18 protein-coding genes are annotated in these 18,230 nt (G+C 58.0%); 10 read left to right on the forward strand and 8 right to left on the reverse strand.

What is annotated here, in order from left to right; genetic code table 11:
* Position 1: 1 nt before the first annotated feature.
* The 4 genes from ACJ8HH_RS03920 to deoC form a co-directional block, all read right to left on the reverse strand.
* Entirely contained in the window at positions 2-1,369 is a 1,368-nt protein-coding gene (locus ACJ8HH_RS03920) for an L-serine ammonia-lyase (RefSeq protein WP_033646691.1), read from the reverse strand.
* Positions 1,370-1,458: 89 nt separating this feature from the next.
* A complete protein-coding gene (locus ACJ8HH_RS03925) occupies positions 1,459-2,757 on the reverse strand; it encodes an HAAAP family serine/threonine permease (protein ID WP_004938697.1) in 1,299 nt (432 codons plus the stop codon).
* A 979-nt stretch (positions 2,758-3,736) separates the two neighbouring features.
* Positions 3,737-4,501 carry a DNA-binding transcriptional repressor DeoR gene (deoR, locus tag ACJ8HH_RS03930; protein WP_033646689.1) on the reverse strand — a complete coding sequence of 255 codons (765 nt, stop codon included), beginning with the start codon at positions 4,499-4,501 and terminating at the stop codon, positions 3,737-3,739.
* A 152-nt stretch (positions 4,502-4,653) separates the two neighbouring features.
* On the reverse strand, positions 4,654-5,334 hold the full coding sequence (deoC, locus tag ACJ8HH_RS03935) for a deoxyribose-phosphate aldolase (protein WP_033646686.1): 681 nt from the start codon (positions 5,332-5,334) through the stop codon (positions 4,654-4,656).
* 211 nt (positions 5,335-5,545) lie between these two features.
* On the opposite strand from deoC, the gene ACJ8HH_RS03940 reads away from it, so the two are divergent.
* Entirely contained in the window at positions 5,546-6,382 is an 837-nt protein-coding gene (locus tag ACJ8HH_RS03940; RefSeq protein ID WP_060436873.1) for a hypothetical protein, read from the forward strand.
* 37 nt (positions 6,383-6,419) lie between these two features.
* Here ACJ8HH_RS03940 and ybjG read toward each other — a convergent pair whose 3' ends face one another.
* Entirely contained in the window at positions 6,420-7,025 is a 606-nt protein-coding gene (gene ybjG / locus ACJ8HH_RS03945; RefSeq protein ID WP_033646683.1) for an undecaprenyl-diphosphate phosphatase, read from the reverse strand.
* Between the two features lie 5 nt (positions 7,026-7,030).
* The gene (locus ACJ8HH_RS03950; RefSeq protein ID WP_197766157.1) at positions 7,031-7,765 is read right to left on the reverse strand and encodes a phosphatase PAP2 family protein; all 735 of its coding nucleotides are present in this window, start codon (positions 7,763-7,765) and stop codon (positions 7,031-7,033) included.
* Positions 7,766-7,911: 146 nt separating this feature from the next.
* On the opposite strand from ACJ8HH_RS03950, the gene ACJ8HH_RS03955 reads away from it, so the two are divergent.
* Together ACJ8HH_RS03955 and eco are read left to right on the forward strand one after the other, a co-directional pair.
* The gene (locus ACJ8HH_RS03955) at positions 7,912-8,757 is read left to right on the forward strand and encodes a 5'-methylthioadenosine/S-adenosylhomocysteine nucleosidase (RefSeq protein ID WP_033646681.1); all 846 of its coding nucleotides are present in this window, start codon (positions 7,912-7,914) and stop codon (positions 8,755-8,757) included.
* A 140-nt stretch (positions 8,758-8,897) separates the two neighbouring features.
* Positions 8,898-9,410 carry a serine protease inhibitor ecotin gene (gene eco / locus ACJ8HH_RS03960; protein WP_033637803.1) on the forward strand — a complete coding sequence of 171 codons (513 nt, stop codon included), beginning with the start codon at positions 8,898-8,900 and terminating at the stop codon, positions 9,408-9,410.
* A gap of 60 nt (positions 9,411-9,470) precedes the next feature.
* Here the strand turns inward: eco and ACJ8HH_RS03965 are convergent, their stop codons facing one another.
* Entirely contained in the window at positions 9,471-10,376 is a 906-nt protein-coding gene (locus ACJ8HH_RS03965; protein WP_053091702.1) for a LysR family transcriptional regulator, read from the reverse strand.
* 59 nt (positions 10,377-10,435) lie between these two features.
* On the opposite strand from ACJ8HH_RS03965, the gene ACJ8HH_RS03970 reads away from it, so the two are divergent.
* The 7 genes from ACJ8HH_RS03970 (at position 10,436) to ACJ8HH_RS04000 (ending at position 17,284) form a co-directional block, all read left to right on the forward strand.
* On the forward strand, positions 10,436-11,605 hold the full coding sequence (locus ACJ8HH_RS03970) for a four-carbon acid sugar kinase family protein (RefSeq protein WP_197766158.1): 1,170 nt from the start codon (positions 10,436-10,438) through the stop codon (positions 11,603-11,605).
* Positions 11,602-12,603, forward strand: a complete 1,002-nt coding sequence (pdxA, locus tag ACJ8HH_RS03975; protein WP_060451434.1) for a 4-hydroxythreonine-4-phosphate dehydrogenase PdxA — start codon at positions 11,602-11,604, stop codon at positions 12,601-12,603. The genes ACJ8HH_RS03970 and pdxA overlap by 4 nt, the downstream gene beginning before the upstream one ends.
* Positions 12,604-12,635: 32 nt before the next feature.
* The gene (locus tag ACJ8HH_RS03980; RefSeq protein ID WP_060451435.1) at positions 12,636-13,328 is read left to right on the forward strand and encodes a hypothetical protein; all 693 of its coding nucleotides are present in this window, start codon (positions 12,636-12,638) and stop codon (positions 13,326-13,328) included.
* Between the two features lie 183 nt (positions 13,329-13,511).
* Positions 13,512-13,862 carry a hypothetical protein gene (locus tag ACJ8HH_RS03985; protein ID WP_154613418.1) on the forward strand — a complete coding sequence of 117 codons (351 nt, stop codon included), beginning with the start codon at positions 13,512-13,514 and terminating at the stop codon, positions 13,860-13,862.
* A gap of 381 nt (positions 13,863-14,243) precedes the next feature.
* A complete protein-coding gene (locus ACJ8HH_RS03990; RefSeq protein ID WP_060451436.1) occupies positions 14,244-15,719 on the forward strand; it encodes a hypothetical protein in 1,476 nt (491 codons plus the stop codon).
* Positions 15,716-16,459 carry an ankyrin repeat domain-containing protein gene (locus ACJ8HH_RS03995; protein ID WP_060419791.1) on the forward strand — a complete coding sequence of 248 codons (744 nt, stop codon included), beginning with the start codon at positions 15,716-15,718 and terminating at the stop codon, positions 16,457-16,459. The genes ACJ8HH_RS03990 and ACJ8HH_RS03995 overlap by 4 nt, the downstream gene beginning before the upstream one ends.
* A gap of 51 nt (positions 16,460-16,510) precedes the next feature.
* On the forward strand, positions 16,511-17,284 hold the full coding sequence (locus tag ACJ8HH_RS04000) for an ankyrin repeat domain-containing protein (RefSeq protein ID WP_197766159.1): 774 nt from the start codon (positions 16,511-16,513) through the stop codon (positions 17,282-17,284).
* Positions 17,285-17,333: 49 nt separating this feature from the next.
* On the opposite strand, the gene sigJ is transcribed toward ACJ8HH_RS04000, so the two are convergent.
* Positions 17,334-18,230, reverse strand: a complete 897-nt coding sequence (sigJ, locus tag ACJ8HH_RS04005; RefSeq protein ID WP_049213126.1) for an RNA polymerase sigma factor SigJ — start codon at positions 18,228-18,230, stop codon at positions 17,334-17,336.

Raw genomic sequence — 18,230 nt, forward strand, 5'->3', positions numbered from 1 at the left:
GTCAGTTGCAGGCCACGACCTTGATCGCCAGCCCGCCCTGCGAGGTTTCGCGGTATTTGGCGTTCATGTCTTTGCCGGTTTCGTACATGGTTTCGATCACCTTATCCAGACAAACTCGCGGTTCGCTGGTGCGGCGCATCGCCATGCGTGCGGCGTTGACCGCCTTGACGGCGGAAATGGCGTTACGCTCGATGCAGGGCACCTGAACCTGGCCGGCGAGCGGATCGCAGGTCAGCCCCAAATGGTGCTCCATGGCAATCTCCGCCGCGATGCACACCTGCGCCGGGCTACCGCCCAGCAGCTCGGTCAACCCGGCCGCCGCCATCGAACAGGCCACGCCCACTTCCCCCTGGCAGCCCACTTCGGCGCCGGAGATCGAGGCGTTCATCTTGTACAGCGCGCCAATCACCCCGGACGCCAGGAAGTAACGGGTGTAGGAGTTGGCGTTTACCGGACGGATGAACTTGTCGTAGTAAGCCAGCACCGCAGGAATGATGCCGCAGGCGCCGTTGGTCGGCGCGGTGACCACGCGGCCACCGGCGGCGTTTTCTTCGTTGACCGCCAGCGCGAACATGTTGATCCAATCGACCACGTTCATCGGGTCGATATTGTTCTTGTCTCCGGTCACCAGAATGCGGCGCAGCGCGGCGGCGCGACGCGGCACCTTCATCGGGCCTGGCAGCAAGCCTTCGGTGTTGATGCCGCGCTCTATACCAGCGCTCATCACCTGCCAGACGTCGGCGAAGTGCGCGTCGATATCGGCCTTGCTGCGCAGCGCCAGCTCGTTCTGCATCACCAGGCCGGACAGCGACAGCCCGGTGTCTTTGCAATGCTGCTGCAGATCGTGCGCCGATTTGAACGGGTAGGGCACCGGCGTGGCGCCCTCGGCGGACTGGCCGAAGTGCTCTTCGTCGACGATGAAACCGCCGCCGATCGAGTAATAGGTTTTGCTGTGCAGCAGGCGCTCACCGGCGAAGGCGCGGATGCGCATGCCGTTTTCGTGCAGCGGCAGGTTATCGCTGTGGAAATTCATGCCGCCGTGCTGCGGGAAATCCACCTCGTGATGGCCGTTGGCCAGCGGCAGGCGGCCGCGCTGTTCGACGTCGCGAATAAAACCGGGAATGCTGTCGATGTCCACGTCGTGCGGCAGGTTGCCGGCCAGGCCCATGATGATGGCGATATCGGTGTGGTGGCCTTTACCGGTCAACGACAGCGAACCGTACACGTCGACCACCACGCGGGTGGTGTCCTGCAGCTGCTGGTGGGCGATCAGATCGTCGACGAACTGTTTGCCGGCTTTCATCGGGCCAACGGTGTGGGAACTGGATGGGCCGATGCCAATTTTGAAAATATCGAAAACGCTGACCATGGTCTCGCCTCCTTCTTCAGGTTTCAGGCGGTGAATACGAATGGGGGAGTGCGGGAGGGCCGGCGCGCAGCGGCGCCGGCCGGACGTGATTAGCCGAGCAGGCTGAACACGATAGCAGAGATGGCGATCAGACCCATCACAACCACGAACACGTTGCTGATGTGGCCGCTGTACTTACGCATGGCAGGCACTTTACGGATGGCATACATCGGCATCAGGAACAGCAGCATGGCGATGATTGGGCCGCCCAGGGTTTCGATCATGCCCAGGATGCTTGGGTTCAGGGTGGCGACGATCCAGGTGGTCACCAGCATGAAGATAGCGGTCATGCGGTTCAGCTTGGCGGTGCTGACGGTTTTGCCGCGGCTCTTCATCGACTTGGCAACCAGGCCGTTGAAGCCTTCACGCGCGCCCAGGTAGTGGCCCAGGAACGATTTGGTGATGGCGACGAAGGCGATAACCGGCGCGATGTACTCGATCATCGGGTTGTTAAAGTGGTTAGCCAGGTAAGACAGAATCGAGATGTTCTGCGCCTTGGCTTCCGCCAGGTTTTCCGGCGTCAGGCTCAGCACGCAGCTGAACACGAAGAACATCACGGTCAGCACCATCATGATGTGTGCGTAGGCCAGAATGCGGGAGCATTTCTTCTCGGCGTCTGCGCCGTACTCTTCGCGTTTGGCGACGGCGAAGGCGGAGATGATCGGCGAGTGGTTGAAGGAGAACACCATTACCGGGATCGCCAGCCACAGGGTCATGATCAGGCCGTGGCCCATGCCGGTACCGCTGCCGGACAGCGACACGTTTTCGAAGATGGCGCCGGTCCAGTTAGGGATCAGATACACTGCCAGCAGCATCAGCACCGCGACGAACGGGAAGACCAGGATGCTCATGGTTTTCACGATGGCCTGCTCACCGAAGCGCACGATGGTCATCAGGCCGACGATCAGGATCAGCGACAGGATGGCGCGCGGTGGCGACGTCATGCCCAACTGGTGGGTGATGAAGCTGTCGACGGTGTTGGTGATCGCCACGCTGTAAACCAGCAGAATCGGGTAGATGGCGAAGAAGTACAGCAGAGTAATCAGTTTACCGGCGGTGATGCCGAAGTGCTCTTCTACCACGGCGGTGATGTCTTCACCGGGATTTTTGCCGGACAGAACGAAACGGCACAGGCCGCGGTGGGCAAAGAAGGTCATCGGGAAAGCGATGATGGCCATGATGATCAGAGGAATCAAACCGCCGATACCGGCGTTGATTGGCAAGAACAGGACGCCTGCGCCGATGGCGGTGCCGTACAGGCCCAACATCCACATGGTATCCGTTTTACGCCAGGTACTGCTGGAGCCCGAGGCCGCAGAGGCAATTGTGCCGGTCTGTGTAGTGTCCATAAATATCTCCGAAGTGAACACGAATTTAAAATTAAAAGGCAAAACTTAAGGTTAAACCGTCAAACGTCCTATTCAGGCAACGCTTGCGGTAAGAATCAGGTGTTGCTTGCGGGGATGTTTTGGCGTCCCCCTGGTTGTTTATTGCGTTCATTACCAAGGCACAGCGCCGGGTAATTCACTAAAGACTTTTCACCGTCACGGGCGATAAAAGTCGTTACCACTGCCGACAGGTCTTTGCCTGTCGATTTTTGTTGGCGGCAAGATAACGATTTACAGTAGAAACAACCGTGATCCTGCTCTCAAATGCGTAATATGTGCAGTTATCTGCTTTTTTATCGATTTTTCGCGCATTTGTTGCACATTTGTGTAAGATTTTGTGCTGAGAACGCTCTCATAATAATTTCTGCGATTATGCGGTTTGTACAATAATTAGCCGGATAAAGCGCTGTGCTCAGCAGCAAGCCGAGCAATATATTTTATGCGTGGTTTTGGATCTAGCGAAAAACCCGGATTAAGCAGTTTTAGTGATGTGGATCACATTGTATTTTTAAGTAAAATTTCATTCATCAATTTGTTTTTAAATGGTTTTTAATGAAAATCGCCGTTAATAACGAAGGGAAATTACTTACGTGGTTAGCGGATAGAAATGCGTAACCATTCATCATATAAATAACAGATGCCTAACAGGTATTGGCGAGATTTGCTGCAACCGCTTAAACCGCCGTTTATTTAAACATCCCGACCTTTGGCGCGATTTATCATATAAAAGCCATAAATAGTCGTTAATTCACGCAGCCGACAGCCGGTTTAGCCTGCGAGAAAATAATCACTCGGGTGACCTGTTGCATTTTATTAACCTGATGTTGCGTGCGGATAAGCGAAAAACGCGAATCGATTGCGCATTATTTGTTCATTTTCGGGCGGGGAAAGAAGGGGATTGCAACGGTGCGCCGTCGGTTTCGACGGCGCAGAAGGCGGACTAATAGCGGGTAGCGATGGCGTTGTCGTTGAAGAACGCCATGAAGTCGGCGTCCGGCTGGCGGTCGCTGATCACCCGATCGAACTGCGTCAGCGGGCCGATGCAGGCCGGCTTGGTTTTGCCGAACTTGCTGTGATCCGCCACCAGGATCTTTTGCTGCGCCATCGCCATGGCGCGATGCTTCATCTCCAGCTCGTCGAAGTTGAAGCAGGTGGCGCCATGCTGCAGGCTGAGGCCGGCGGCGGAGATAAAGGCGATGTTCGGGCAGATGTGATCGAGCTCGTTGCGGCCGCCGACGCTGGAAAAGATGTAGTTGTTCGGCTTGAACTCACCGCCGCACAGGACCACTTTGCAGTTCGGTTTGTCCTGCAGCGCCAGGAAGGTGTTCAGCGAGTGACACACGGCGGTGAAGATCAGCTCGTCGGCGATGGCGTCGATGATCGCCGGGGTGGTGGTGCCGCAGTCGAAAAACACCGTGTCGTTTTCATTGATCAACGGGGCCGCCAGCAGGCCGATGCGCCGTTTCTCCGTCACCTGCTTGGCTTTTTGATCGGAAACGAAGTAGTTGGTCACGCCGTTGCTGCGCGGATCGGTCACCACATAGCCGCCGAGCAGCACCACCGGCGCCGGTTCGGCGCTCAGATCGCGGCGAATGGTCATCTCCGAGACCCCAAGCAGCACGGCGGCTTCTTTCAGGTGGATCTTGTCAGCGCGTTTTAACGCCTGAACTAACCGGTTGATACGTTCTTCGCGCCGCGTTTCCATAGGTCCGTCTTCCCACAGGTAGTAGAGGTAAAGGGCGTGCCGGCGTGTCCGGCGCTAAACACAACAATGCGGGGCAATATCGGGCCGCATTGGCCGCCCGTATTGTCCCGCATCGTTGTGTATTGGCTGTGCCCGTCAGGGCATGCCGACGATCAGTAGCTGCCCGCCGCCGGCTGGGCGCCGGATACGATGGCGACGCCGGAGCTGGTGCCGATACGCGTGGCGCCGGCGTTGATCATCTTCTCGGCGGTGGCGCGATCGCGCACGGCGCCGGAAGCTTTCACGCCCATTTCGCTGCCCACGGTCTTGCGCATCAGTTTGACGTGCTCTTCCCGAGCGCCGCCGGTGCTGAAGCCGGTGGAAGTTTTCACGAAGGCCACATCGAGTTCGCGACACATTTCACAAACCTGGACGATCTGCGCATCGCTGAGCAGGCAGGTTTCCAATATTACCTTCAACGGGATCGCCGCGCAAACCTCGCGCACGGCGGCGATGTCGGCTTTCACTTCGTCCAGCAGGCCGCTTTTCAACCAGCCGACGTTGATCACCATATCGATCTCTTGCGCGCCGGCGGCGATCGCCGCTTTGGCTTCAAAGGCTTTGGCGACGGTCAGGCCAGCGCCCAGCGGGAAACCGATCACCGAGCAGACTTTCACGGTGCTTTCCTGCAGCAGCTGGGCCGCCAGCGGCACGTAGCCGGAGTTGACGCATACCGCATAGAAGTTGTGCTGCTGCGCTTCTTCGCACAGTTTGGCGATCTGCAGTTCGGTGGCGTCCATCGCCAGCAGGGTGTGGTCAACGTAGCTGGCGTAATCGATGTTTTCGGTGGTCATCGCGATTCCTTAGTGAGGTTAAGACAGTAAGCGGGATGGGTAATGTGAAAATAATAACATTCAGATGTCGATAAACCTAGCGATGTTTAAAAATGTCGACGAGATCGTCGCGAACAGGCTGTTATGCGTATAACTTAAAGGTGTGGTTTTGTTATTTAAATAACATTTAGCGGCTCGCGGCCTGCGCGGGCGCAACGTCGAGGGAAAAAAGATGAAGATCAACATCGATCTGGCTCCTGAAGCTTTCGGGGCGCAGCGGCAGGAACTGTTCCGCAACGCGGATTTCGCGGTGAGTGCGCATCGCTGCGCAAAATGCGGGCCGATGCTGACGCTGGCGAACAGCCGTGGCGCGCTGACGGTTTTACCGTATCAGGGCCTCGCGATCTGGGATGCTGAGTTTGACGGTTACTCACTGAAGTCGGGCCGCCGCAGCGTGCGGGGCGCAGGAAAAAAGCGCGCTGACGATGCCGCGTTCTATCCCGCCTGGTCGGGTCAGGATCCGGCGCCGCCACTGATGCAACGCGTGTGGCTGGAGCTGACGGGCGATGAGCTGACGTTGCATGGCGAAGGCGAGCGGTTGGGCGGGCGTTGGCGCATCGGCCCGGCGCTGCGTTTGGCAGCCCAGAGCGCGCAGTTCGCCATAGAGATGAAGGTCACTAACCTAGGCGAGCGGCCGCAGCCGCTGCCCTATGTGTGTCGCCTCAACTATGATTGCATTCCCGACGCGGTATTCCGCCAGAATCTGCCGACGCCGGCTTTGTTAGGGGATGCGATCGGGCAAGAACTGCTGTGCTCCGACGATCTGACGCGCTATGTGGATCAGGCCGAGTTCTTTATGCTGACGCCGCAAGGCCGGCGCTATGTGACGCGCTTCGCCACCGGGCAATTCAACTATGGTCTCCGGCGCATCGCCGTTCAGGGCAACCGGCGGCGGCTGGCCTTTGTTCAGCCGGCGAACTGCCGCCCGAATGCGCCAGAGGGTGAGGCGGGGGTGATGCTGGGAGCGGGAAAAACGCGTGCGTTCTGCGTGACCACCGGCGTGGTGTGAAATCACGGGGCGGTAATGCCCCGGTCATGTTGTACGGTTACTCTTTCACCCAGCCGCGGCGAATGGCGAAGGCGAACAGGAAACGATACAGGCGCGACAGCTTGTCGGCGAGGGGATCGCCGAACAGATTCCACACCAGCTGGGCGAACAGGCAGCCGACCAGGCCGAGCAGGAAACCGCCGACCATATCCAGCGGCCAGTGTACGCCGAGGTAAACGCGTGACCAGGCGATGCCGACGGCGACAATCATCAGCAGCGCACCGGACCAGACCCGGTGCCAGAACAGGAACGCCAGCGCAAAGGTAAAGATGGCGGTGCCGTGATCGCTCGGGAACGAGCTGTCCGGCGCGTGTGCCAGGAAGGTATACCCCATGCCGGCGACGAATGGGCGCTCATGCGGCAGCAGCGCGCCGATAGCGGAGGCGGCAAGCATGGCGAACAGCAGCGCGATCGTGGTTTTCGCCACCACTTCGCGCTGTGAAACCAGCTGGCTTTGCGGCCCCCACAGCCACAGGCCGACGATCAGCAGCGGCACGATAATGATCAGATCGCGCGCCAAAAAGGTGGCGAAATCAATCATCCACTCGGGAGACGCCGGGGTCGCATTGATCCAGGCGAAAAGAACATGGTTTAACTGCTCCATAACCGTTACCTCATCTTGCGGCACCAATAGCCGCTAACCATCCAATAAATAACCAACTGGCTTAACCAAACCCACCAACCCGCCCACAGGTTATGGGTAAGAAAATGTGCGCCGCGTATGATCTGACCAAAGCCCATCAACATGCCGAGCGCAATGCCGCCGCACCAGCACCACCAGGCCAGGCGCGGGCGCTGCGGATAAAACAGGAAAAACAACGCCATGACCGCGAAACCGCTCGAGGCGTGCCCGCCGGGGAAACAGCGGCCGGGGCCCGGCAGCGCCGGCACCGCACCGAACAATGGGAAGGACATCGCCTTGCCGCCGTACTCGATCAGATCCCACGGACAGGAGTGCGCGCTGGTGGCCTTGAGAATGCCCACTACCAACGGGCCGATCCCGAGAAGCAACATGCTGACGATCAGGCGCGCGCTGCGGCGATAGATGCCCCAAAACAGCGCCAGTACCGCCCCGACGATCACTATTTGCTTCAGCAGGCGGTGGTTGATCAGATCCAGCCAATCATTGTTTTGCCACGGGAAATGCCCGCTGGCGGCATCGTACCAAAAGTTGCTGATCGCCCAGTCCAGCTGTTCGTTGCGGGAGAGCCACAGGAACAGCAGGCCGCTGATCAGCAGGCCAAAAACCTGCCAACGGTAAAAGGATGCCAGCAGGGAGTAAAGGGCGGTTGTCTTAATTTGCGGTGCCGTTGAGGATTGATTTAATGACGATTCTGGATTCACGCGCAGGCTCGGTGGCAGGATTGAATAGCGCCACTGTAATCATTCCGTCTTAAGAAAACCTTAGTCCGCCGGTAAGAAAACCCTATCCGACGTTACCGCCTTCGGCTAAGGTAATCGTTTGCTTTTTTTGGGATGAGAGTGTGGTGATGAAGAATAAAGCGCGTGTCTTACTGTTGGCGGCCGCCGGTGCGGCCTTTTCTCCGTTGAGTTTTGGCCAACCTGCGGCCGCCGGGCCGATCGTGGTGCAGGGCGCCATGCCGGTAGAGGCGGAACGTTTCGCCCTGCGGTTGGAAAACCCGCGCGAGGAGCAGATCGGCGGCTGGCGCTTTTGGCACGGCACCGTAGACGGCTACCCGGTGGTGGTGTCGGAGACGCTGAAGGGCATGTCCAACGCCGCGGCGGCCACGGCGATCGCCGCCACGCAGTTCCGCCCGGTGGCGATCATCAACCAGGGCACCGCCGGCGGCCACGATCCTGCGCTCAAGGTGTATGACATCGTGCTGGGCAAATATTCGGTCAATCTCGGGGCGTTCAAAACGCCGGCCAAGGCGTTGGGGGCAGGCAGCGACTCGCGGCAGTGGCAGCCGATGGATCTGTTGGCTTCCAAAGGCAGCGCCGGCGAGGACAAAAAGGCGCACAGCCTGCGTCAGTTTCCCGCCGACCCCAACCTGCTGGCGATTGCGCAAAGCGTTAAGGGCGATTACCGACAGGGCAAGGTCGTGGAAGGGGTAATCGGCTCGGCCGACGTGTGGAACAGCGAGCTGGACCGCATTCGCTATTTCCACGACAGTTATCAGACTTCGGTCGAAGAGATGGAGACCGCCTCCGCCGCGCAGATCGCCGCCGAATTCAAGGTGCCGTTCGTCGGCATTCGCGTGTTGTCCAACAACATCACCAATCAGGGCAACTACGATCCGCAAACCGGGCTGGCATGCCAGGATTATGTCTATCAGGTGGTGAAGGCCTATGTTGCCAACCTGAAGAAACGCTGAGTCATTGCTCCGGTTAATCGACGATATCAGGCGATTGTCACTATTGAACGCCTATTGTAAAGAAGATTAAACCTGTGGCGGGCTTAGCTGTAGTGTATTAGTTTATAGGCGGATTATTTGACAACGTGTAGGGATAAAACATGAATAAGGCATCCGTTGTATTTTCCGGCCTGCTGATGGCCGTTTCCGCCGGCGCTATGGCGGCTACCTCTGGCGATGACGCGGATATCAGCAAACAGCCGCTGGAAAAGGTCGCGCCTTACCCGAAAGCCGAGAAGGGCATGAACCGCCAGGTGATCTACCTGCCGAAGCAAGAGCACGAAGAGAACTACAAGGTGGAGCTGCTGATCGGCAAGACGCTGGAGGTGGACTGCAACCGCCACATGATCGGCGGCACGCTGGAAACCAAAACCCTGTCCGGCTGGGGCTACGATTATCTGGTGCTGGAGAAGCTCTCTGAACCGGCCTCGACCATGATGGGCTGCCCGGACAACACCAAGACCAAGCAATTCATCGCCGCCAACCTGGGCGACGCCGCGATGCAGCGCTACAACAGCCGCCTGCCGATCGTGGTGTATGCGCCGAAAGACGCGGAAGTGAAATACCGCATCTGGAAAGCCGAAGATACCGTAAGCCAGGCCGAGCAGAAGTAATCGCCGCCTGACGCCGCTCCGCTTGTCCTGCCCTGCGCGGCAGGCGGAGACTTTTCCCCGTTACGCTTTCTTTCCGCCCGCCAATACCGCCCGTTCGGTTTCTTCCCCCATGGCGATCAGCCAATCCAACACCGTTGAGAAGATCGCATCCTCCTGGCCGTCGGCCTGGGTCATCAGCACGTAATCCGTCCCGTCAGGCGCAAAGCCATATGGCGCCACCAGCGCGCCGTTGACGATGTCATCCGCCACCAGCGCCAACGGGCCGATGCCGATACCGGCGCCGGCGACCGCCGCCTGCAGGCTGAGATAGAAATGTTCGAAACGCAGCTCGTTGCCCGGCTGGATCTCGAAGCCGCTGTGGGCGCACCAGTCGCGCCAGGCGAACGGTCGCGTCTCGGTGTGGAGCAGGGTGCCGCGCAGTTCACGCCCCGCCGCGGCATGCTCCCGGCGGCATACCGGGCCGACCCGTTCTTTGAGGAACGGGCGGGCGACCACGTCGTCGGCGATCGGGAAATCGTTGCGGCGAATCGCCAGATCGATGCCTTCGCGCGAGAAGGCGACGGCGCCGCCGGCGGAGACCAGCTGCAGATCGCGCTCTTTCCCCACCGCCTGCTGCAAACCGGCCAGGCGCGGGATCAGCCAGCGGATCAGAAAGGTCGGCTCGCAGGAGATCACCAACGGGCGATTCTGATGATGCCGACAGGCGCGGTCGATCGCCGACTGCAGGTTGTCCAGCCCCCGGCCGATCTCGCTCGCCAGCTCTTGCGCCTGCGGCGTCGGATGCACCATGCGGCTGGTGCGCTGAAACAGCGCGAATCCCAAGGTTTGTTCGAATTCGCGCACCGCACGGCTGACGGCGCCGTCGGTGACGTTGAGAGATTTGGCGGCTTTCGACACGCTGCCGTACCGCACCGTAGCTTCGAAAGCCCGTAATACCGCCAGGTTAGGCAACCTTCGTTGACGCACTGCGCCCCCTTTTTGATTGAGTTTTTGTCAATCATCGATACTACGCAAATCGTTTTTTATTGTCAGCCAAATCCGCCAAAGTGTGCATCACTTTCCACTTACGGGTAACTGCGATGATTGCCATTCTCGCCGATGATCTTACCAGCGCGCTCGACGGCGCGGCTCCGTTCGCCGCACGCGGACTGAGCGCCTGCGTCATGCTGCGCCTGCCCGATGCCGCGTTGCAGGGCGCTGAGATCGTCGCTTTCGATTTAGATTCCCGCTTCGTTTCGCCGGAGCAGGCGGAGCGGCGTTTTCGCCATGCCGCCGCCTGCGTGAAACCGGCGCGCCTCATCTACAAAACGGTGGATTCCACGCTGCGCGGCAATCTGGGGCCGGAAACGCGCGGGGCGCTGACGGGCAGCGGGCGCCGTCTCGCCATCGTTGCGCCGGCCTTTCCGGATGCCGGCCGCACCACGGTGGGCGGCCGGCAATACGTCGACGGCGTCGCGCTGGAGCAGACCGCCTTTGCGCGCGATCCGAAGAACCCGATCGTCACCGGCTATGTCATGGAGCGCATGGCGGGGCTGGAGCCGACGCGTTTTCAGGTATTCGACGCCGCAGACAACGGCGAGTTGGATGGGGTCGTGAGGCGGATCGGCATTGCCGAACCGGTGGTGTGGGTGGGATCGCCGGGCCTGGCGGCGGCGCTGTCGCGTGCGTTGTCCTCGGAGGAGAACGCGCCGCCCACTCAACCGCCGCTGAGAGCCCGCAAGGTGCTGGTGGCGATTGGCAGCCTGCATCCGGCGAATGACGCCCAGCTGGCAAGCCTGCGGCAGGCGGGCGCGGTGCTGGTCACGCTGCCTGAAGCGGCCGATCCCGAGGCGGTAGCGCAAGAGGTGCGAGCGGCGTTTGCGCGTGCCGATGTGGTTTGCCTGATGTCGCCCCGGTCGCGAGCGGCCACGGCGGATCATGCCGCTGCGCTGGGCGCGGTCGTCAGCCGTTGCACGCCCGCCTTCGACGGGCTGGTGGCGACCGGCGGCGATACCGCGCGGCGTATCGTCGACGCCATGGCGGCCGGCTCATTGACGTTGTTCGGTGAGGTGGAACCCGGCGTGCCTTTCGGGTTGTTAAATCTGCCGGGCCGCAGGCTGCCGTTCGCCACCAAGGCGGGCGGTTTTGGCCGGGCTGCCACGTTGTTGAACTGCGTAACCCGGTTGCGCGCTGACCGAGAAGGAGAAGAACGATGACCCTTTCCACCTTGCCGCTGGCGATAACCATGGGCGATCCCGCCGGCATCGGGCCGGAGATCATCGCCAAACTGGCGGCCAAAGAGCGGTTGAGCACGCCTTATGTGGTGATTGGCGATGCCGGTGCTCTGGCGCGCGCGGCGGCCAGTCTGGGGCTGACGCTGCACATCCGCGAGCTGCCCGCCTCGTTGGCGGGATGGGACGAAGCCTGGATGCGGGGAGAAACCGCCGTCTATTCCGCCGGCGTTGCGCTGCCGGTGGACTTGCCCCCCGGCAGGCTCGATAAGCGCGCGGGCGCGGCGTCTTATGCCTGGGTGGTTGCCGCCATAGATCTGGCGTTGGCGGGGCGTATCGCCGGCATCGTCACCGCCCCGTTGAACAAGGAGGCGATGCGCCTGGCGGGGATCGATTATCCGGGGCACACCGAGATCCTGGCGGCGCGCTCGGGCACCCAGGACTTCGCCATGATGCTGGCCAATGACGAGCTGCGGGTGATCCTGGTTTCCATTCACGTTTCGCTGCGGGACGCCATCGACGCGGCGACCGTGGAAAACGAGCTGCGCGCGTTTCATCTGGCGCAAACGGCCTGCCGGGCGTTGGGCATAGCGAAACCGCGCATTGCGGTGGCCGGCCTGAATCCGCACGCCGGGGAGAATGGCCTGTTTGGCCGCGAAGATCTTGACGTCATCGTGCCCGCCATCGCCCTGGCGCGGAAACAGGGGTTGGACGTCAGCGGCCCCTGGCCCGGCGATACCGTTTTCATGCGCGCCCGGCGCGGGGAGTTCGACATTGTGGTCGCTCAATATCACGACCAGGGTCTGATCCCGGTGAAATATCTCGGGGTGGATCACGGCGTTAACGTCACCGTCGGCCTGCCGTTTATCCGCACCTCGGTCGACCACGGTACGGCGTTTGATATCGCGGGCAGCGGACGGGCGGAACACGCCAGCCTGCTGTACGCCTTCCGGCAGGCGGAAAAAATGCTGCGCGCCCAATAACTCACATCACCTGAAGACAATAAGGAAACACCATGCACACACCCGAGTTTATTTTCATGCTGACGCGCAACGACAGCACGGTGCCCGATGCGCAAGCGCGGCTACCAGAGGTGCTGGCTGCCGGCGTGAAGCATATCGGCTTTAAGGATATCGGCCTGCCGCTGGATCAACTCAAACAGTTGGCGCAGGCGATCCACGCCGGCGGCGCCACCGCTTATCTGGAAGTGGTTAGCCTGGATGAGGAAAGCGAGATGAATTCGGCGCGCGCGGCGCTGGCGTTGGGCGTTGATGTATTGATGGGGGGGACGCGGCCGGAAAGCGTGCTGCCGATCATTCGTCAGTCTGACCTGCGCTACTATCCGTTTGCCGGCCGCATCAGCGGCCACCCCAGCGTGCTGGAAGGTGACATTGACGATATTGTCGCCAGCGCCCGCCAGCGCGCCGCTTTACCGGGCGTGACAGGGCTGGATCTGCTGGCCTACCGCTTTGCCGGCGACGTGCCGACGTTGATTCGGCGGGTGTGCGATGCGGTCGACAAACCGGTTTATATCGCCGGGTCTATCGACCGGGAAGAGCGCATCGCCGCCGTGGTGACGGGCAATGCGGTTGGCTTCACCGTCGGTACCGCGGCGCTGGACGGTGTGTTTCCCGCCGATAAGCCGGGGCTGACGGCGCAAGTCAACGCCGTGAAATGCCTGATTGGCAATGTGATCCGCAAACTGTAACGCGTTCCCATTCGGTTCTTTCCAGGGCGATGGGGCGGTTATCTCATTCGTTGAATCATTAATTTGTATGGCTTCTCTTTTTAATGCTCTAGCGAGCAGGCACGCCCTTGGGCGCTCGCCGACGTTTACCCGGCAAAACAGCGTGATTGCCGCCAGGTTCAATATATATAGAGGGAGTGAAAAATGAATAAAGGGTTAGGGAGTGCCGTTGTGGCGGTGAGCCTGTTGTTAACCGGCTGCGATACCTTCAGCCTGCTGCGCGATCAAAAGATCGCCGACGCTTTTCACGTCGGCGCCGACAAGCGCTCGGTCAGCCGGGATTTCGGCGCGCCGATCGCCACCCTGCCGACGCTGAACGGCCAGGGCGTGTGCCACGACTATAACCACCGCTTGCCGAACGGCACCGTGACGCCGTTCTACGTCGGCTTCAGAAACAGCGACGGCAAAGTGGTGGCCTTTGGCCCCACCACCTGCGGGGAAGCGCAGGCCAACGGCAATCTGAACAGTGATGAACCTATCAAACAGCGGTTCTAAACGGGTGCTGCTGCGCCGGCCTGGGGCCGGCGCAGCAAAAGCAGCCCAGCAACGTCGGGTGTGCCATTTTTCTTTTTCTCTATATCCCTTCTGATTCTCCGCCAGGCTTTTATCTGAGATTTATTTTCCTATGGCGTTTGCCAGACGCCGCTGCCGAAAAACGCCACTGCATGAATTTCCTCCACCGAGTGTTACGGTGTGAACAGCAAGACAACAAAGCAATCTTTGCTGAATTGTGCTAGTTTTTCGAACATTCACGGACATGCAGTGACCTGCAAGATAAGGATATCCAATGCGTTATCGTTCGCTAAATCTCGGCGAGGTGACAAGGAAAGGGGCCGGAACGCCGCCTCAGGGAACCGACGTACGGGCTGGTGCCGTATGAAGCTGCACTCTCTCTTTTCTGAACACACGGCGCCGGAAAGTTTCTCCCGGATACTCACCCCGACACAAGCTCGCCATGAGCTGGAACGGCATTATCTGTTCGGCGGCGCAGCCGGCATATCGATAAGCAGCCGGTATTCCATAACCCGTAATACTCAATCCGGTATTGGCGTCACCGGTTATCGTGAGGACGCGGCTGTGAAGCGCAGCGTGTTCGATGATCTCAATCGGGGCGGCTTGCTGGCGATTGATGAGGGAATGGGCGCCTGGACGCCGACCAAATACGCGTTTTACGTCGACGCGGAAGGCCGATTACAGCGCTATCCCGGCAGCTCTCTTCCTGCCTTTTACCCTACAGGGCGCGTGATCGCCCGCTATGAAGAAATGGTCAGCCGCTATGGCCGGCGGGCAAAACCGACGGTGCTGCCGGCGAGGCAGAATACGACCCGGAATCCCCCTCTGCAGCAAGCCATCGCTACCGCAGTGGCAACCGTTGCCGCCACGGTACAGGCCATCCGTCCGATGACCAAGGCAGAACGCTGGCAAGAACGCCAGTACCTGATAGGGCGAGGCAACCGCAGCATTTACCCGGATGCGCGCATGGCGGCACAGCGATTGGCGGAGAACAACGTCGCGGTCGAAAAGGCGAAGTTGGCTGAGAATGTTTACAAGACCACTAACCCGCTCAAGGACACGATAGACATCCCTGAAGGCTGGAAGGACATTAGTAACAATGATGGGGCGCTGGGTAAACTCGGTTTAAGCAAAGATATGCTCTATGACGATGAGGATACGCCGGGCTTTCTGGCTCGGGTTTATCAGCCAGATGAAACGGTCTTTGGTAAAGCGATGAATCCGACGGTGGTGTTCCGTGGATCGCGTGCGCCCGAGTTCCCGGAGGGAATAAGTAAGGCTGCCCAGAAAGCGTTACTGAATGGCGATTTGTCAGGCATTAAAAACCTGAGTGACTGGTCAAATAACGGCGCTCAGGGGTTGGGGTTTAACTCCGAATATTACAAGAAAGCGGTCAATATAGGTAAAGCAATTAAAGGCGGTGCCGGGATATCTGGCCATTCGCTGGGCGGGGGCATGGCGTCTGCGGCCTCCATGGCCAGCGGCAAACCGGCTTGGACGTTTAATGCAGCAGGCCTGAATGCAGGAACTGTAGAAAAATATGGCGGTTCGATTATAGGCAGCGCCGATAATATTCAGGCGTATCGCGTGAAGGGGGAGCTATTGACCAAGCTGCAGGAGGTTGATTTGTGGGAGGATGCCAAAGACCTCCAATTTTATCCCCCGGCGGTGATGGCGAAAGAACGCTTGTCCATGTTGGCGCCTGATGCAGTGGGAGTAAAACACACGCTTTCCGGTGGAACAGGCTCACTGCTGGATAAGCACGGTATAGACCAGGCGATACAATGCATTGAAAATGAAAAAGACGATGACATTGCCACAATCAAGGGAAGAATATGAAAAAAATCATACTCATTATCACGATGGTAGTGTCTACGCTCATCATGCAGGGGTGCAAACAAGGTATGGATCTACAACCACAGGATTACTTTGAAGGAAAGCAGCTGGACATCGCCAACATCATCTACGAGGGTGACAGGCAAAAGCTGGATAAGGTTTTACCGACGGTAAGCAAAGAAACGTTAAATCGGCCGGCCAAGGCGGAGATGACGTTGCTATTCTGGGCGATAAATAACGCCATCTTTGACAAGAACACGCCAGAGCGGCTCAAGATCATTACGGATTTGGTCAAGGCAGGGGCAGATCCACTGCAGCCAAGACCGGAAGGGCGAAGTAGCCCGGCTGAATATGTTATGAAAGCGGATAAAGGCGTCTGGATACAGGCTATGCTTGAAGGCGGATTATCGCCTAATGCAAGGGATGAAATAAACAATCAGCCAATAATTTTCAAGAGCTTTCAAGCGGTTAATACAGAGACATTGAGTGCCCTAATAGATTACAAAGCTGATGTTAATATCAAAGGGGCTATGAACAGAACTCCATTAATTAATGCGCTGTATAACAGTTGCCCTGAGCACATTGAGGTTCTTTTGGCTCATGGCGCTAACCCCTTAGCCAAAGATGATTTTAATGACAGCTTCCTTTCTCTGATTTCTGCGGAAATAGCCAAAGGAGACAAAAATAATTCTTATATAAAAAAATTAATTAAAATTAAAGAGAAGATAAACATTGTGAATTAGTTAGCTTTCAGGCGGGTGAAATAACGGGCGTTTGACGTGGACGGGTACGGCATGAAGCACATTACTCTGATTATCACCGTGGTGCTGTCGATGTTTGTGATGCAGGGATGCAAACAAGGTATGGATTTACAACCGCAGTATTATTTTGAAGGGACGCAACTGGACATCGCCAACATCATCTACGAGGGTGACAGGCAAAAGCTGGATAAGATTTTACCGACGGTAAGCAAAGAAACGTTAAATCGGCCGGCCAAGGCGGAGATGACGTTGCTATTCTGGGCGATAAATAACGCTATCTTTGACAAGAACACGCCAGAGCGACTCAAGATCATTACAGATTTGGTCAAGGCGGGGGCAGACCCACTACAGCCTAGGCCGGAAGGGAGAAGTAGCCCCGCTGAATTTGTTATGAAAGCAGATAAGGGAGTCTGGATAAAATCCATGTTAGATGGGGGGCTCTCTCCTAATGCAAAAGATAAAATCAACAATAAGCCAATTATATTTAAAAGTATTCTTGCGAAGAATACAGAGACATTAGAGGTCATGTTGGATTATGGTGCGGATATAAATATAAGAAATTCACTGGGTGATACGCTGCTCATCGATGCTTTAGACTATCACTCCTATGACCACGTCATTCTTCTTTTAGAAAAAGGTGCCGATAGCGATATAAGAGGCAACTCGGGTTGGACGATGGGCAATCAGCTGCAACGGCTGATTAATAGGAGTCAGGACGGCAGTGAGGCGAAAGAGTCTCTTGAGCGCATCAGAGACGAGCTAATTAAGCGTGGCGGGAAATGGCCGCCTGCTCCTGTCAGTCAATAAACCGTCTCGCTGTAATACCAGAAAATGGGCACATGTTGTAAGGGTATTCTTACCGCAGAGGCATTGTCCACAGACGGTCGAGTTGCGAAAGTTTGCTTGGGTTGCGCACGATAAATACCTGAGCCAGTCGGCCTTCGGCATTCAAACTGAGACTGACAGACGCCGTAATACGGCCTTGTTCGGATAGCAAGGCGCCTGGCACGCCATTGATGAGCGCGTGTTGCCAGAGATAGGCTCGCCAAAATACGGGCAATTTACCGCCGATAAATTCGAGCACGTCACGTTTGCCGACGAGTTCAGCCAGGTTGGCGGGCACTTTGCCGCCGCCGTCCGCACTGAGCTTAACGTCTTCGGACAACAGGGTCGAAAGCGGTTCGATATCTGCCGTTTCCACCGCCGTTTTGAAAGCGATAAGCAAGGCTTCCTGCCGCTCTGTGGGCTGGGTTTTACGCTCCTCTGGGCGGCCAACTTTTTCGCGCGCGCGTGACACCAGTTTACGACACGCCGTTTCTTCTCCACCTAATGTCATGGCGAGATCCGCGTAGGGCAAGTCAAAGATGTCATGCAGCAAATAGGCTGCGCGCTCGCGGGGAGTGAGTCTTTCGAGCAACAGCATAAAGGCCGTCGACAGCGACGATGAGAGTTCCAACGTTTGCTCGGGCGTTTTGGCTACGGCGGTTTGAATGGGTTCTGGTAGCCAAATACCGACATAATCGACGCGAGCCTGCTGCGCGGCGCGCAGCAGGTCAAGACAACGACGAGTGCAGACGGTGGTCAGCCAGGCAGCAGGATTCAGAATGCTGTGGCGATCCGCATTTAACCATTTGATATAGGTATCTTGCACGGCATCTTCCGCGTCGGCCAGAGAACCTAAAATACGATAGGCGAGGCCGATCAGAAACGGTCTTCTCGATTCGAACAGTGCTGCATACTTGTCGTTTTTCAT

The organism is Serratia sp. CY32780 (assembly GCF_052169135.1).
GTDB classification, from domain to species: Bacteria; Pseudomonadota; Gammaproteobacteria; order Enterobacterales; family Enterobacteriaceae; genus Serratia; species Serratia sarumanii.

Bases quoted from the DNA above. Each gene is read 5' to 3' on its own strand.
- ACJ8HH_RS03955 (WP_033646681.1), top strand. From the start codon at position 7,912: ATGAAGAATAAAGCGCGTGTCTTACTGTTGGCGGCCGCCGGTGCGGCC.
- pdxA (WP_060451434.1), top strand. From the start codon at position 11,602: ATGACCCTTTCCACCTTGCCGCTGGCGATAACCATGGGCGATCCCGCC.
- ACJ8HH_RS03985 (WP_154613418.1), top strand. From the start codon at position 13,512: ATGAATAAAGGGTTAGGGAGTGCCGTTGTGGCGGTGAGCCTGTTGTTA.
- ybjG (WP_033646683.1), bottom strand. From the start codon at position 7,025: ATGGAGCAGTTAAACCATGTTCTTTTCGCCTGGATCAATGCGACCCCG.
- deoC (WP_033646686.1), bottom strand. From the start codon at position 5,334: ATGACCACCGAAAACATCGATTACGCCAGCTACGTTGACCACACCCTG.
- sigJ (WP_049213126.1), bottom strand. From the start codon at position 18,230: ATGAAAAACGACAAGTATGCAGCACTGTTCGAATCGAGAAGACCGTTT.
- ACJ8HH_RS03925 (WP_004938697.1), bottom strand. From the start codon at position 2,757: ATGGACACTACACAGACCGGCACAATTGCCTCTGCGGCCTCGGGCTCC.
- deoR (WP_033646689.1), bottom strand. From the start codon at position 4,501: ATGGAAACGCGGCGCGAAGAACGTATCAACCGGTTAGTTCAGGCGTTA.
- ACJ8HH_RS03995 (WP_060419791.1), top strand. From the start codon at position 15,716: ATGAAAAAAATCATACTCATTATCACGATGGTAGTGTCTACGCTCATC.
- ACJ8HH_RS03990 (WP_060451436.1), top strand. From the start codon at position 14,244: ATGAAGCTGCACTCTCTCTTTTCTGAACACACGGCGCCGGAAAGTTTC.
- ACJ8HH_RS03980 (WP_060451435.1), top strand. From the start codon at position 12,636: ATGCACACACCCGAGTTTATTTTCATGCTGACGCGCAACGACAGCACG.
- ACJ8HH_RS03940 (WP_060436873.1), top strand. From the start codon at position 5,546: ATGAAGATCAACATCGATCTGGCTCCTGAAGCTTTCGGGGCGCAGCGG.
- ACJ8HH_RS03920 (WP_033646691.1), bottom strand. From the start codon at position 1,369: ATGGTCAGCGTTTTCGATATTTTCAAAATTGGCATCGGCCCATCCAGT.
- eco (WP_033637803.1), top strand. From the start codon at position 8,898: ATGAATAAGGCATCCGTTGTATTTTCCGGCCTGCTGATGGCCGTTTCC.
- ACJ8HH_RS04000 (WP_197766159.1), top strand. From the start codon at position 16,511: ATGAAGCACATTACTCTGATTATCACCGTGGTGCTGTCGATGTTTGTG.